12 protein-coding genes are annotated in these 13,955 nt (G+C 57.5%); 8 read left to right on the forward strand and 4 right to left on the reverse strand.

The window, feature by feature from the left end; translation table 11 throughout:
• Nucleotides 1-23: 23 nt before the first annotated feature.
• Entirely contained in the window at nucleotides 24-704 is a 681-nt protein-coding gene (locus AC07U5_RS20015; RefSeq protein ID WP_494724041.1) for an alpha/beta fold hydrolase, read from the reverse strand.
• Nucleotides 705-948: 244 nt separating this feature from the next.
• Here AC07U5_RS20015 and AC07U5_RS20020 point away from each other — a divergent pair, with 244 nt between their 5' ends.
• Genes AC07U5_RS20020 through AC07U5_RS20030 form a run of 3 tightly spaced genes read left to right on the forward strand, consistent with a single transcriptional unit; the run spans nucleotide 949 to nucleotide 3,830 of the window.
• On the forward strand, nucleotides 949-1,329 hold the full coding sequence (locus AC07U5_RS20020) for a gamma-butyrobetaine hydroxylase family protein (protein WP_494724042.1): 381 nt from the start codon (nucleotides 949-951) through the stop codon (nucleotides 1,327-1,329).
• 35 nt (nucleotides 1,330-1,364) lie between these two features.
• Nucleotides 1,365-3,182 carry a monovalent cation:proton antiporter-2 (CPA2) family protein gene (locus tag AC07U5_RS20025; protein WP_062599966.1) on the forward strand — a complete coding sequence of 606 codons (1,818 nt, stop codon included), beginning with the start codon at nucleotides 1,365-1,367 and terminating at the stop codon, nucleotides 3,180-3,182.
• Nucleotides 3,183-3,221: 39 nt separating this feature from the next.
• Entirely contained in the window at nucleotides 3,222-3,830 is a 609-nt protein-coding gene (locus AC07U5_RS20030) for a pyridoxamine 5'-phosphate oxidase family protein (protein ID WP_494724043.1), read from the forward strand.
• Nucleotides 3,831-3,877: 47 nt separating this feature from the next.
• On the opposite strand, the gene AC07U5_RS20035 is transcribed toward AC07U5_RS20030, so the two are convergent.
• A complete protein-coding gene (locus AC07U5_RS20035; RefSeq protein WP_062424611.1) occupies nucleotides 3,878-4,948 on the reverse strand; it encodes a GGDEF domain-containing protein in 1,071 nt (356 codons plus the stop codon).
• Nucleotides 4,949-5,211: 263 nt separating this feature from the next.
• A complete protein-coding gene (gene fumC / locus AC07U5_RS20040; protein ID WP_062424281.1) occupies nucleotides 5,212-6,603 on the reverse strand; it encodes a class II fumarate hydratase in 1,392 nt (463 codons plus the stop codon).
• A 421-nt stretch (nucleotides 6,604-7,024) separates the two neighbouring features.
• On the opposite strand from fumC, the gene AC07U5_RS20045 reads away from it, so the two are divergent.
• The 5 genes from AC07U5_RS20045 to AC07U5_RS20065 all read left to right on the forward strand — a co-directional run bounded on the left by AC07U5_RS20045 (nucleotide 7,025) and on the right by AC07U5_RS20065 (nucleotide 12,569).
• Nucleotides 7,025-8,911: a L,D-transpeptidase family protein gene (locus AC07U5_RS20045; RefSeq protein WP_494724044.1), complete on the forward strand. Its 1,887-nt coding sequence runs from the start codon at nucleotides 7,025-7,027 to the stop codon at nucleotides 8,909-8,911.
• A 60-nt stretch (nucleotides 8,912-8,971) separates the two neighbouring features.
• Nucleotides 8,972-9,901 carry a glutaminase gene (locus tag AC07U5_RS20050; RefSeq protein ID WP_494724045.1) on the forward strand — a complete coding sequence of 310 codons (930 nt, stop codon included), beginning with the start codon at nucleotides 8,972-8,974 and terminating at the stop codon, nucleotides 9,899-9,901.
• A 68-nt stretch (nucleotides 9,902-9,969) separates the two neighbouring features.
• Nucleotides 9,970-10,848, forward strand: a complete 879-nt coding sequence (ttcA, locus tag AC07U5_RS20055) for a tRNA 2-thiocytidine(32) synthetase TtcA (RefSeq protein ID WP_494724288.1) — start codon at nucleotides 9,970-9,972, stop codon at nucleotides 10,846-10,848.
• Nucleotides 10,849-10,892: 44 nt separating this feature from the next.
• The gene (locus AC07U5_RS20060; protein ID WP_112953906.1) at nucleotides 10,893-11,720 is read left to right on the forward strand and encodes an inositol monophosphatase family protein; all 828 of its coding nucleotides are present in this window, start codon (nucleotides 10,893-10,895) and stop codon (nucleotides 11,718-11,720) included.
• Between the two features lie 24 nt (nucleotides 11,721-11,744).
• Nucleotides 11,745-12,569, forward strand: a complete 825-nt coding sequence (locus AC07U5_RS20065; RefSeq protein ID WP_494724046.1) for an inositol monophosphatase family protein — start codon at nucleotides 11,745-11,747, stop codon at nucleotides 12,567-12,569.
• Between the two features lie 75 nt (nucleotides 12,570-12,644).
• Here AC07U5_RS20065 and AC07U5_RS20070 read toward each other — a convergent pair whose 3' ends face one another.
• Complete coding sequence (locus AC07U5_RS20070) at nucleotides 12,645-13,853, reverse strand: multidrug effflux MFS transporter (protein ID WP_112953902.1); 1,209 nt, start codon at nucleotides 13,851-13,853, stop codon at nucleotides 12,645-12,647.
• Between the last annotated feature and the right edge of the window lie 102 nt (nucleotides 13,854-13,955).

Here is a 13,955-nt window from a genome sequence, read left to right on the forward strand (position 1 = left end):
GATGTCCAGTGACCCTCGATTCGTCAAGCTGTCTCAAGGGTCCGGCAGATAATGGAGTTGAGCACTTCAGGCTGCTCGATCGGCACATAATGCCCGCACTCGGGTACTACATACAAAAGACCATTTCGAGCCATGACAGCTTGCTTCCGGCTGATCTCAATCCCTGGTACAGTGTCCTCTGATCCAGTGATAATAGCGACCGGTCCGGAGAAACTTGAGAGAACATCATCGCGGTTTGGACGGGTGTGAAACACCTTCACACCTCGTGCAACGTCTTCCAAGGACTGACGCAGGGCAATCTTTTTTGTCCTCTCGATCGTCTCCGGCGAAGCTACGGGGGAAAGCAAAGGACTCCAGGATTTCTGCCATGCGAATTCCAGCCCTTCCTCGTTCAGCATCTTGAGAACGGAAGAATGATAGGCAAGGTCTCGCCTTCGCCACGCCTTGGTTCCTATGAGGATAAGGGCTTGGACCCGCTCAGGCGCCAGAGCGGTAACCTCAAGTGCACATGATCCACCGACTGAGCAACCAACAACGACGAGCCGTTTGGCCGTTGTAAGCGACAGTGCGTTTTCTGCCCATGATCCGATATTGTCTCCAAAGTCATAGAGCGTTGGAGCATGGGTCGCTCCGGGTAGTAGGTCCATTTGCTTGGCCCACATTGTCCCGTCCAAGGGCAGCGCGTGTAACAGCAGAAGTTCCATTCCAATGCCTATCATGGCCCCGCCATGGCCGTAAAAAATTGTGGCACATTGTGAGCAGGGGGGTGTGGGTAAGTTTTGCAATCCTCTCGAACCATAGGCCTGTAAGCAAGAGCGCGTGGACCTGCGCTTCAAACCGATGGCCTCGCGCGATAGCCATTGTTGCCACAGGCTGCTATGACGAACCAACGGTCGGTTAACGTGCCGGGCGTCAAATCTTCACACCTCGATAGAACGATCAGAAATTATGAGCAGCAGCGACAATCAGGCATGGCCCACCGAATTGCGGGTTTCCAAAGATCGCAAACACCTGACTGTGGTGTTCGATAATGGTGTCTCTCACACGCTCCCCGCCGAGATGCTGCGCGTTCTATCCCCTTCGGCGGAAGTTCAGGGACATGGTCCCGGGCAGAAGGTGACGGTGCCGGGCAAGCGCGATGTGGCGATCCGCAACGTGGTCGCCACGGGCAACTATGCGGTACGCATCGCATTCGATGACGGGCATGACAGCGGTATCTTTACCTGGCGCTATCTCCAGGAGTTGGGCGAAAAAGGAGACGCACTGTTCCAGAGTTACGAACAGGAACTCGCGGAAAAAGGCTTGAGCAGGGAGCCGCGGTTCCGTTAGGGAACTTGCATTTGATTTCAATATGGAGGTGACACTTGGCCGTCGAGGGAAATGCGAATGATCTGGCCCAAGTGGTCGTCCTGCTGGCCGCCGGTGTGGTGGCAGCGCCCATCTTCAAGCGCATTGGTCTCGGCTCGGTTCTTGGTTATCTCGCGGCCGGTCTTGTCATCGGCCCTTTCGGCTTAGGTGCGTTTTCCGATCCGCAGGCAATCATCCATATCGCCGAACTCGGCGTGGTGATGTTCCTCTTCATCATCGGTCTTGAAATGCAGCCCTCACGGCTGTGGTCCATGCGTAAGGACATCTTCGGTCTCGGCGCGCTTCAGGTGATGGTCTGTATCGGTGGCCTGACGATGATCGGCGTGGCTTTCGGCTTCGCAATCATTCCATCCTTCGTCGCGGGAACGGGTTTCGTTCTCACATCCACCGCCATCGTCATGCAGATGCTTCAAGAGCGCAACAGCCTATCGACGTTAAAAGGGCAGCGTATCATCGCCATCCTTCTCTTCGAGGATCTGGCAATCGTGCCACTTCTGGTGCTGGTCACATTCCTCGGCAGTGGCGGCGAAGAAGTCACGATGGCGGAGCGGCTCTCCTCGATCGGTATTGCTTTGGCTGCGACCATTGCGCTGATCTTTGCCGGTCGCTATCTACTAAATCCTCTCTTCCGGTTGCTTGCGTCTTCCGGTGCGCGAGAGGTCATGACGGCTGCGGCTCTGCTCGTCGTTCTCGGATCAGCCCTGCTGATGCAGGTCAGTGGCTTGTCCATGGCGATGGGCGCCTTTCTTGCCGGCGTGCTTCTCTCCGAGTCCGCTTTTCGCCATCAATTGGAAGCCGATATCGAGCCGTTTCGCGGCATCCTGCTTGGGCTTTTCTTCCTTGGCGTCGGCATGGCGATCGATCTTTCGGTGATTGCTGCCAACTGGAAGATCGTGGTCATCGGCGTCATTGCCTATATGTTCGTCAAGGCGCTGTTGATCTACAGCGTGGCCCGCCTCGTCGGTACCTGCCAGCGTGAGGCGATCGAGCGTGCCGTGCTGATGGCGCAGGGCGGCGAATTTGCCTTCGTCCTCTATTCCGCCGCATCCACTGCAGGCATTCTCGATGCCGAAACCAATGCGGTGCTGACCGCGATGATCATCATCTCGATGATACTGACGCCCTTGATGGTCATTGCCCATGACCGGATCATGCCGGCGGCAAAGCCCAACACGGATGGTCTGGAGCTTCCCGAAAATGTCGAGGGCAGCATTCTGATCATTGGCTTCGGCCGCTTCGGTCAGATCGTTAGCCAGCCGCTGCTCGCGCGGGGCTACACGTTGTCGCTGATCGACAAGGACGCGGATTTTGTCCGCGATGCGGCCGATTTTGGCTTCAAGGTCTATTATGGCGATGGCGCACGCTCGGAGATCCTGCATGCAGCTGGCGCCGCAACCGCACGCGCGGTGCTGATCTGCATCGATGACAAGGAGGCTGCGATCCGCATTGCCGAAATCGTCAAGCACGAGTTTCCCCTCGTACCGGTTCTGGCCCGCGCTTTCGATCGCGGTCACGCAATCGATCTGGTCAAGGCCGGCGTCGATTATCAGATCCGCGAAACCTATGAATCGGCGCTGGATTTCTCGCAGAAGGCCCTGACCTCCGTCGGTGAAGAACGGGATACAGCCGAGCGGCTGGTGGAAGAGTTTCGAGATGTGGATGTCGAGCGCTTTGCGATCGAGGTCGTGGGCGGTATTTATGCGGGCCGGTCGCTGATACGCGGCAATGCTTCGCCCGCCGATCTCGTGGCTGCCAGGACAGCACGCGAGCGCGCGCAACGCGAAGCACGTGAAGAGGCAGAGGCCAGCGGCTGACGCTTTGTGGAAAGACAGCTTAATCGGGAGTGAGGGTTTATGGGAATTATTCGTTCTGTTGAGGAGTTGAAGGCAATCTATGACGGTTGCTCCGAGGCTTCCCTGGTCAAAGTCACGTCAACTCTCACGCCCGAATACCGCAAGATGATCGAGGCGGCACCCTTTCTGGCGCTGGCAACCGTCGGGCCGGAGGGAATGGACTGTTCGCCGCGCGGCGACAAGGGCGGTGTCGTTCGGGTTCAGGATGAGAAAACCGTTCTGCTGCCAGACTGGCGCGGCAACAATCGCGTCGATTCTCTCATGAACATCGTGCGGGACCCGCGTGTAGCCCTGATGTTCCTCGTCCCCGGTTCGACCACCACAATGCGCATCAACGGCAAGGCGGTGGTGTCGGCAGAACCCGCGTTGCTCGCGAGCTTCGTGATGGATGGGAAGAACCCGCGCACGGTGACGGTGGTCACCATCGACGAAGTCTACTTCCAATGTGCCCGTGCGCTGATCCGCTCCGAGCTGTGGAATCCCGAAAACTTCATCGATCCGAAGTCGCTGCCGACACCCGGCGCATTGTTGAAAGCGGCCAAAGCGGATTTCGACAAGGAGACATACGACAAAGAGTGGCCGGAGCGCGCGGCGAAAACCATGTGGTGAAAAGTGCGATTCCCATGAGATCAGCGGCGCGCCGCTGAGCCCGATCCTTACGTCCGGTAGATCAGCCAGCTTTTGCCGGAGTAGTTTTTCTGCATCCCGTCTTCGAACATGATGGTGCGGTTGCGCCCGGACGTCTTGGCATTGTAGAGCGCGACGTCTGAACGGGCGTAGAGTTCGACAGGATTTTGCGCCTGAGAGGCCATTGCGTAACCGATGGAAACGGTAATCTGCCCGTAATCCACGCCGGTCTTCGAGTTTCGGAACGGGGTCTTTTCGAGCGAGAGGCGAATGCGCTCGCACATCTCCCGCACTTCGTCGGCATTCATGTTGTCTACGATGATCGCAAATTCCTCGCCGCCATTTCTGGCCACAAAGATATCCTTACGGACCGACTTGCGGATGACCGATGCAACGCTTGCAAGAATCTTGTCTCCGACGGGGTGGCCGTAAGTATCGTTGACGCGCTTGAAGTTATCGATGTCCAGCAGGATCAGGGACGACAGATGGAGCCCGAAGCTCGTATCGTAGGTCGATGCGAGCCTTTCATCGAAGGCCCGGCGGTTCGACAGACGAGTGAGCGAGTCTGTATTGGCGATGCGCTTGTATTCATCCAGTTCAAGACGAACCTGCTGCATCTCTTCAGCATGTCTGTCCAAGTCTTTGGAACTGCTCTCGCCTTGGGCGATCTTGGTCCCGGTTGCTTCTGAAAGGATCGCGATGGCCGCGCCAACGAGTGAGGTGCTTGTCGCGCTTTTGACCGTGATCCGCTCGCGCGTTTCATCCAGCAGCCGATTGTATTTCTCAAGGCTTGATTGCTCGTGCTTCAAAACAGTGAGCAAGGCGTCCAGCTCGAGATGCAGCTTCTCGTGAACCGTCTCGATGATCTTGCTGTGGCTATGGTTGAAGTAGCGGGTGCCCAGTTCGTCCAGTTCTTCCTGGGTCGCCTTGCTGCCGAGCTGCAGCAGTTCCTTGGAAAGAGCGGGGTTGGAGCCGATGAAGGCTTCGTAGAAAAGATTGTAATTGCGGGGAATGGGCGAGATACCCATGCTGCGCATGGCGTGCAAGATTTGGCTCGCCACGTCTGCTCCGGGAAAATTTTGTGTCGGCCCCGTATTCATGATGTGTCCCCAGATCGTCCCGTTTTTGTTCTGACCGACACGCCTCAACGATGGTTCCCCAACCGATTGTTGATGCTGCATGGAAAGTCGGCGTGTTCTTGGGCGTAGCCTTCTCCGAGAATCGCACGTGAACACGGAATCCAGTTACAGTCTCGCAAAGATTTTATCTACGAAAATTAATGGCTGTAAATAGTATTTCAGAAAAGCCTGAGATGGGGAGTGTGGTCAGACAACGAGTGCGACCCGTTGCCTGACCTTTGTCATTACTTAGGGCCGATCATGTTTTCCGGACGGACGTACTGATCGAATTCCTCGTTCGACAGATATCCGCCACCGACAGCCTCTTCGCGCAGCGTCGTGCCGTTCTTGTGCGCGGTCTTGGCAATCTTGGCGCAGGCGTCATAGCCGAGCTTGGTGTTTAGCGCGGTCACGAGCATGAGCGAGTTCTCCACGCCCTTGCGGATGTTGTCTTCGCGCGCTTCGATGCCGACCACGCAATTGTCGGTGAAGGAAACGGCTGCATCGCCCAGAAGCTGGACGGACTGCAAGAAGTTGTAGGCCATCATCGGGTTATAGACGTTGAGCTCGAAGTGGCCCTGCGATCCTGCGAAGGTGATGGCGGCCTGGTTGCCGAAGATGTGGGCGCAGACCTGGGTCAGCGCCTCGGACTGGGTCGGGTTGACCTTGCCTGGCATGATCGAGGAGCCTGGCTCGTTTTCCGGCAATGCAAGTTCGCCGAGACCGGCGCGTGGCCCGGAACCCAGGAAACGGATATCGTTGGCGATCTTAAAGAGCGCTGCTGCCGCCGCGTTGATCGCGCCATGGGCGAAGACCATCGAGTCATGAGCGGCCAGTGCTTCGAACTTGTTCGGAGCGGTGACGAAGGGCAGGCCGGTGATGGTGGCAATCTCTTCGGCAACCTTTTCGGCAAAGCCGACAGGCGCGTTGAGGCCGGTGCCGACGGCAGTGCCGCCCTGTGCCAGTTCGCAAAGGCCGGGCAGCGTCAGTTCGATACGCTTGATCGATGATGCTACCTGCGCCGCATAGCCGGAAAACTCCTGGCCGAGCGTCAGAGGGGTTGCATCCTGAGTATGGGTGCGGCCGATCTTGATGATGTGGGCAAAGTCCTTCGCCTTCTTGTCGAGCGCGGCATGCAGGTGCTTGAGGCTCGGCAGCAGGTGATGAACGATCTGCTCGGCGCAGGCGATATGCATGGCCGTCGGATAGGTGTCGTTGGACGACTGGCTCATGTTGACGTGGTCGTTCGGGTGAACCGGCTTCTTCGAGCCCATCACGCCGCCGAGCATTTCGATGGCCCGGTTGGAGATCACTTCATTGGCATTCATGTTGGACTGGGTGCCCGAACCCGTCTGCCAGACGACGAGGGGGAAATGCTCGTTCAGCTTGCCGTCGATGACTTCCTGAGCCGCCTTGACGATCGTCTCGGCGAGTTGAGCGTCGAGGCCACCGAGCGCCATGTTGGCGCGTGCGGCTGCCTGCTTGACGATGCCGAGCGCACGGATGACGGATGTGGGCTGCTTTTCCCAGCCGATCTTGAAGTTACCGAGCGAGCGCTGGGCCTGCGCGCCCCAGTAGCGATCGCTGGCGACTTCGATCGGGCCAAAAGTATCAGTTTCCGTGCGTGTGGCTGTCATCGTTGGTGCCTCTCCATTGTGTTCCGGTGGCAAGGCGGCGTTTCAAGCCCGTCTTGCGCGCGGGCCGACATATAGAGCCATCCCGCAACTCTGGAAAGCCTCACGCGCCGCAGGGCGTCAGATTTTGCCGCAGATTCGAAAGTCAATTGACGTGACTTTTGGGTAACGTTCGCAAAAGAGACAATTCCATGGCGCTTCAGGCTTAACAGATGAAAAAACATCTTTCTGCAATGCTTCGAAATTAAAGAGAAATTTAACTATTCCTGCCAAAAATTAAGGAGATTGCCAGAGGTTTTTTGACGAACGGCAGGACAATTCTGGCACGAGATCGGGCTTTGCGCGTTTCCTTTTCAAGCGAAGGCCAATCAGCTAGACAGACAATGTTTTATTTGCGCGTCAATGGATGATGGCGCTGGACGCAATGAGGACCAAATTGCAGATCACTTCAGGAAAAAAATCGGCGGCGTTCATACTGGCTCTCGGTGTTTCCGTCTCAGCGGGCATTCCAGCTCCAGCCAGCGCCATCACCCTTATGGATCTGCTTCGTGGCGGTCCTGGTAAGATCGAGCGCGAACGCCAAGACCGTGGCCTTCCAGGCGTCGTCCAGCAAAACGCTCCGGTCGGTGGCGATATCGATCCGGAGCCGACACCGCGCATTTCCGGTCCGCGCTATTACACCTACAAGGCAGATGGCACCCGTGCGGTTGATACGTCAAAGTTCGGCCCGGACTATGCCGGCGTAAAAGTCTCGGGAACGCCTGAGATCGCCAAGGCGCTCGAAGCTTACTATGCTGGCGGCGCAAAACCGATCTGGGTTTCCAATGGCGATATCAACGAGCGCGCGTCTGCCGTTCTCGCCTTCTTCGAAACCGTGGGCGACAGCGGCCTGGACCCGGCCGACTACAGCATCTCAGCTCCCTCTTCCGACGTCACGGCCAGCATCGCCGGTGAGCCTCAGGCCGAAGTCCAGACGGTGAGTGCCACGGAAACCGAGGCCAAGCCGGTCAACCGCGCGATGATGCAGTTCGAGCTTGCCCTCTCCGCAAAGGTTCTTGGCTATGTCCAGGACACCACCCGCGGCCGCATCGATCCGAACAAGCTTTCCGGCTATCACGATTTCAAGCGCAAGACGGTCAATCTTTCCCCGGTTCTGAAGCTTGCAGCATTGAGCCCGGATGTGACGGCCTATCTGAAGTCGCGTGAGCCTTCCAACCCGGAATATCAGGCACTGAAGGCGGAACTGGTCAAGCTTCTTGATGAGGACAAGTCCGGTGAAAACAAGATCGCTGTCCGCTCCGATCTGGTGCTGAAGCCTGGCGAAGATAACCCTGAACTCGCCAATGTGGTGAAGGCGATCGAGCATCGTTCGTCCGAGGCGCTGAAGTCGCAGCATGCACCGGCCCTGACAGGCTATCAGCAAACGACGCAGTACACGCCGGAGCTGGTCGATCTGGTCAAGGCTTTCCAGAGCGAAAACGGTTTGAAGGCCGATGGCGTGATTGGTCGCGCCACCGTTCGTGCCATGACGGGCGATAGCAACGAGGCGAAGATCGCCAAGCTTGAAGTTGCGATGGAACAGGTTCGCTGGCTGCCGGCAGATCTCGGCGACCGCTATGTGTTCATCAATCAGCCTGCCTTCATGGCCTATTACCATGATCAGGGCAAAGAGCAGTTTGGCATGAAGGTGGTCATCGGTTCGAAGACCAACCAGACCTATTTCTTCCAGGATGAAATCGAGACTGTCGAGTTCAACCCCTATTGGGGCGTTCCGCAGTCCATCATCGTCAATGAAATGCTGCCAAAGCTGCGCAATGACCCATCCTATCTCGACCGCCTCGGCTATGAGGTTTCAGTCAATGGCCGGGCCGTTTCGTCGTCGAGCGTAAACTGGTATGGTTCGACCAACGCGATCTCGGTTCGCCAGCCGCCAAGCAGCGACAATGCGCTGGGCGATCTGAAGATCCTCTTCCCGAACAGCCATGCAATCTACATGCATGACACGCCATCGAAGAGTTTCTTCAACCGCGATATGCGTGCTTTGAGCCATGGCTGTATCCGTCTTGTCGATCCGCGCCGCATGGCAGCGGCCGTTCTCGGCACGACGATCGACAACGTCAACAAGCAGATTGCAGCCGGTGAAAACCGTGCAGTGTCCGTGCCGGTGAAAATTCCGGTCTATGTCGCCTACTTTACAGCATGGCCGGACAAGGACGGTAAGGTGCAGTATTTCGACGACGTTTATGATCGCGACAGCTATGTGATGAAGGCGTTCGCCACCACCACCAAGGCGCGCTCAACCTCCATCTGAGGCGGCTGAAACATCTGACAAAAGCGCCCTACGGGCGCTTTTGCTGTATCGGGGCAGGGCATGCAGAACATTCAGACGGTCATCAACTCCATCTATGACGAGATGAAGAACCACCTCGGGGAGGGGAAGGTCGCGGATTATATTCCCGAGCTTGCCAAGATCGATCCGAAACAGTTCGGCATTGCCGTCACCACCGTCGAAGGCGAGACTTTCGTTGCGGGCGATGCCGCCGTTCCTTTTTCGATTCAAAGTATTTCGAAGGTTTTCATGCTGACGCTTGCGCTCGGCAAAGCCGGTGAGTCCGTCTGGAAGCGTGTCGGACGCGAGCCTTCTGGCTCGTCGTTCAATTCCATCGTTCAGCTCGAACATGAACACGGCATTCCCCGCAACCCCTTTGTCAATGCGGGTGCAATCGTTGTGACCGACATGGTGCTCGCGGGACACCAGCCGCGAGAGGCCATCGGCGAGTTGCTGCGTTTCGTCCGGTACCTCTCCAACGATGATACGGTCTCGATCGACAACACCGTCGCCAAATCCGAGCAGGCCACCGGTTTTCGCAATTTCGCGCTCGCAAACTTCATGCGAAGCTTTGGCAATATTCACCATCCTGTCGACCATACGCTCGGTGTCTATTTCCACCAGTGCGCGCTCTCGATGAACTGCGTGCAGTTGGCACGGGCAGGGCTGTTCCTCGCCAATCGCGGACGCAATCCCCTGACGGGGCACACGGTGGTGTCGGATCGCCGGGCTCGACGTATCAATGCTCTGATGCTGACCTGCGGCCATTATGATGGGTCGGGCGACTTTGCCTATCACGTCGGTCTTCCCGGCAAGAGCGGTGTCGGCGGGGGCATTCTGGCAGTGGCGCCGGGCAAGGCGTCGATTGCCGTCTGGTCGCCGGGTCTCAATAAGGTCGGCAACTCCGCGCTCGGCTCGGATGCGCTTGAAATGCTGGCGAACCGCATGGGCTGGTCCGTATTCGGGGCTTGATCTTGCGCCTATATGAGGGCATTGCCTGTCATTAACCGCTTTCAAGCGGATCAGACAGCGAGATGACCATGACCATTGCCGCACAGATCGATGACATTCAGGACGCCGGCGAGGTCGAAGAGGCTGGTGGCTCGCATCCGCTCTTTACCGATGCGCCGCGCTCCGTCTCCTTCAACAAGCTGCGCAAGCGGCTGTTGCGAAACGTGCGACAGGCCTTCGACGATTTCGGCATGTTGAAGGGACAGAAGCGCTGGCTGGTGGGCCTTTCAGGCGGCAAGGACAGCTATGGTCTTCTGGCGCTGCTGCTCGATCTGAAATGGCGTGGCCTTCTGCCTGTCGAACTGATTGCCTGCAATCTCGACCAGGGCCAGCCGAACTTTCCAAAGCACATCCTGCCGGACTATCTGACGAAGATCGGCATGCCGCATCGCATCGAATATCGCGACACCTATTCGATCGTGAAAGAGAAAGTCCCTGAGGGTGCGACCTATTGCTCCCTCTGTTCTCGTCTTCGCCGTGGCAATCTCTATCGCATAGCGCGCGAAGAGGGCTGCGACGCGCTGCTTCTGGGCCATCACCGCGAAGACATTCTGGAAACCTTCTTCATGAATTTCTTCCATGGCGGCCGGCTTGCTGGCATGCCGGCGAAGCTGATGAATGACGAAGGCGACTTGATGGTGCTACGCCCACTTGCCTATTCCGCCGAGGACGACCTGGCGAAATTCGCAGCGGCAATGCAGTTCCCCATCATTCCCTGCGATCTTTGCGGTTCCCAGGATGGTTTGCAAAGGAATGCCATGAAGGACATGCTGGCCGATATCGAACGGCGTATGCCTGGTCGCAAGGACGTGATGTTGCGGGCACTCGCGCACGTCAATCCCTCGCATCTGCTGGATACAAAGCTGTTTGATTTTTCCGGCCTGACTGTCACGGATCCGTCATCCTAGAGGAATAGGTGAGGCGCATTCCTCACCTATTCAGATTGTTTTCAATGACCCTTTCCGATTCAGATATCGACTTCCTCGTTGCAACCGTTGCCCATGCCGGTACCAGCGAAATCATGCCGCGCTTTCGCAATCTCAGCGCTTCGGCCATTTCCGAGAAGACATCGGCTGTCGACCTCGTCACGGAAGCGGATGTCCTTGCGGAAAAGCAGATCACTGCAGCCTTGCTGCAGCGTTTCCCGACCGCGCATATCGTTGGCGAAGAAGCCTATGATGCCGACCGTTCCGTCATTCCGGCACTTCGCGATGCGCCGCTTGCCTTCGTGATCGATCCCGTAGACGGCACATTCAACTTCGCCTCCGGTTTTCCAGCCTTCGGGACACTTCTTGCCGTGACCGTCAAAGGTGAAACGGTCGCTGGTGTCATTCATGATCCGGTGATGGGCGATAGCATCGTCTCAGTCAAAGGCGCAGGCGCCGTGCTGAAACGCGCAAACGGCAGCGAAGCGAAACTGCGCGTCGCCGAGCCCGTCGGTCTTTCGGACATGATAGGTATCTTTTCCTGGGGTCATAGCCATCCCGACCGCCGACCGGTGATCGCTGCAAATATGGCCAAGACGAAGATGGCGTTGTCCCTGAATTGCTCGGCGCACGAATATTGGCTGGTGGCGACAGGCAAGCTGCATTTCATCGGTCATGAGAAGCTTATGCCTTGGGACCATCTGGCAGGCGTGCTAACCCATCAGGAAGCGGGCGGCTACACGGTGAAGCTCGATGGCACGCCCTACCGCCCAGGAGATACCGAGGGTGGCATCCTTTCTGCACCAGACAAGGAAAGCTGGAAGATGCTGCGCCGGGACATTCTCGGTCTTTGATCTGAACATGTAAAGGAACCTCCCATGTCCGTCGAACTCGACATCGCCTCGCTTGCCAATGCCCTACAGGAAGCGGCGGCGGTGGAAATCCTCCCGCGGTTCCGAAATCTCGGCGAGGGTGACGTGCGGGTGAAAACCGAGGCAATCGATCTGGTAACGGAGGCAGACGAGGCGGCAGAGCGCTTGATCCGCGCCCGTGTCGCCGAGTTTATGCCCGACGCCCTGTTTGTCGGCGAGGAAGCGGTCGCTGCAGATCCATCGCTTCTGGAGAAGCTTGGGGATGCGGATCTTGCGGTGGTCGTGGACCCAATCGACGGCACCTATAACTTTGCTGCCGGATTGCCGCTGTTTGGCGTGATGCTGAGCGTCGTCTCCAAGGGTGAGACGGTCGGAGGCATCATCTTTGATCCGATGGGCAATGACTGGGTGATCGCGGAGAAGGGCTCCGGTGCCTGGCTTTGCAGCGCCGATGGCTCCCAGACGCAGTTGCAGGTGGTTCCGGCGCCGGAACTCTCACAGATGGTGGGTATCGCCAACACCGGCTACTTCGAGGTCGAGACGCGCCGTCGCCTCTTGAACAATCTTGCCGATGTCAGGCTCTTCACCAGTTACCGTTGCGCAGCGCATGAATACCGCATCTTCTGCGGCGGCCACATGCACTTTCTGATGTACAACAAGCTGATGCCTTGGGATCACTTGGCTGGCACGCTGATTTCACAGGAGGCGGGCGCCTATGCGGCGCGCTTCGACGGATCTCCCTATCTGCCAAATCATGTGAGCGGTGGCTTGCTGCTGGCCCCTGACAAAGAAACATGGACCGTGCTGCGTGAGAAGATTTTTACGGTCTGATCGACTGAACGACGGCACAAAAAAGGCGCGGTTGTCATGGCAGCCGCGCCTTTGCTTTATCTTTGAAGGCTTGTGTCAGTGCGTCGGCTTGTTGTGAGCTTGGAACAGCGTGCCCTTTTCGCCGATCAAAACGAACACAAGGCCGATGATGGAGACGATGAAGAAGCCGCTGACCATGGGCAGCGCCGTGCCATTGAAAGCCTGACCGATGCCGGCGCCGATCAGCGAGCCACCCACCGTTCCGAGAAAGCCGATTACGGACGATGCGGTCCCGGCCACGTGACCAAGCGGCTCCATGGCAAGGGAATTGAAGTTCGAGCCAATCAAACCAAACTGGAACATCGACAGGCCGAACATCACGATGAAGAGCGCAAATGGCATTGGCTGGGGACCGAGGATCATCATCAGCAGCCAGACGAAGTTGATGCCGATGAAGCCCAGCAGGGAGCCGTGTGACAGCTTGCGCATGCCATAACGCCCGACGAGCTTGGAGTTCAGGAAGGATGACAGCGACATGAACAGCGCGACAGCGGCAAAGGCGGCAGCAAACCAGGCGCCGAGATCGTAGATGCCCTTATAGACTTGTTCGGCCGAGTTGATAAAGCCGAACAGTGCACCGAAGATGATCATGCTGGCGATCGTGTAACAGAGCGCAACACGGTTGGTGAGAACGATCTTGAAGCCGGTGAGGACGGATGAGACGGTCAGCGGACGCACGTCCTCGGGCCGTAGCGTTTCGGGAAGCCGAATGTACATCCAGACCGTCACGACGGCAGCGATCGCGGCCATGAAGCCGAAGATCAGGTGCCAGTCACCAAAGAACAGCACGATTTGACCTGTGCCAGGTGCGATGACCGGGACCACCATGAACACCATCATGATCAGTGACATGACTTCGGCCATCTGACGCCCGCCATAGATATCGCGAACGATGGAAACGGTGATGACGCGCGTGGCCGCAGAGCCGATACCCTGGATAAACCGAAGGGCCAGAAGGCCGGCAAAGCTCGGCACGAAGATCACGGCGATGGACGACAGGATGTAGATGCCAAGGCCAAACAGCATCGGCTTGCGGCGCCCGAAGCGATCCGCGAGCGGACCGTAGAAGAGCTGGGCGATACCGAAGCCGAGCAGGTAGGCAGAGACGACGTATTGTCGATGGTTCTCGTTATCGACGCCAAGCGATGCGCCGATTTCCTGCAGGCCAGGAAGCATGATGTCGATGGCAAGAGCATTGAGCGCCATCAGCATGGCAGCCAGCCCGATGAATTCCGCGCGCCCCATGGTGCCTGCGGGCGAAGCGGTCGTTTGTGGTGGATGTGTCACAGGATTGCCTCAAAAAGAACGGCAAAGGCGTTGCATGACGCAACGCCTGGCATAGTTTTC

The sequence above is a fragment of the Agrobacterium sp. GW821-FHT02D03 genome (assembly GCF_059421725.1).

Coding starts and splice junctions, on each gene's coding strand:
- AC07U5_RS20060 (WP_112953906.1), top strand. CDS start 10,893: ATGACCCTTTCCGATTCAGATATCGACTTCCTCGTTGCAACCGTTGCC.
- AC07U5_RS20070 (WP_112953902.1), bottom strand. CDS start 13,853: ATGGGGCGCGCGGAATTCATCGGGCTGGCTGCCATGCTGATGGCGCTC.
- fumC (WP_062424281.1), bottom strand. CDS start 6,603: ATGACAGCCACACGCACGGAAACTGATACTTTTGGCCCGATCGAAGTC.
- AC07U5_RS20050 (WP_494724045.1), top strand. CDS start 8,972: ATGCAGAACATTCAGACGGTCATCAACTCCATCTATGACGAGATGAAG.
- AC07U5_RS20015 (WP_494724041.1), bottom strand. CDS start 704: ATGGAACTTCTGCTGTTACACGCGCTGCCCTTGGACGGGACAATGTGG.
- ttcA (WP_494724288.1), top strand. CDS start 9,970: ATGACCATTGCCGCACAGATCGATGACATTCAGGACGCCGGCGAGGTC.
- AC07U5_RS20045 (WP_494724044.1), top strand. CDS start 7,025: ATGAGGACCAAATTGCAGATCACTTCAGGAAAAAAATCGGCGGCGTTC.
- AC07U5_RS20035 (WP_062424611.1), bottom strand. CDS start 4,948: ATGAATACGGGGCCGACACAAAATTTTCCCGGAGCAGACGTGGCGAGC.
- AC07U5_RS20020 (WP_494724042.1), top strand. CDS start 949: ATGAGCAGCAGCGACAATCAGGCATGGCCCACCGAATTGCGGGTTTCC.
- AC07U5_RS20030 (WP_494724043.1), top strand. CDS start 3,222: ATGGGAATTATTCGTTCTGTTGAGGAGTTGAAGGCAATCTATGACGGT.
- AC07U5_RS20065 (WP_494724046.1), top strand. CDS start 11,745: ATGTCCGTCGAACTCGACATCGCCTCGCTTGCCAATGCCCTACAGGAA.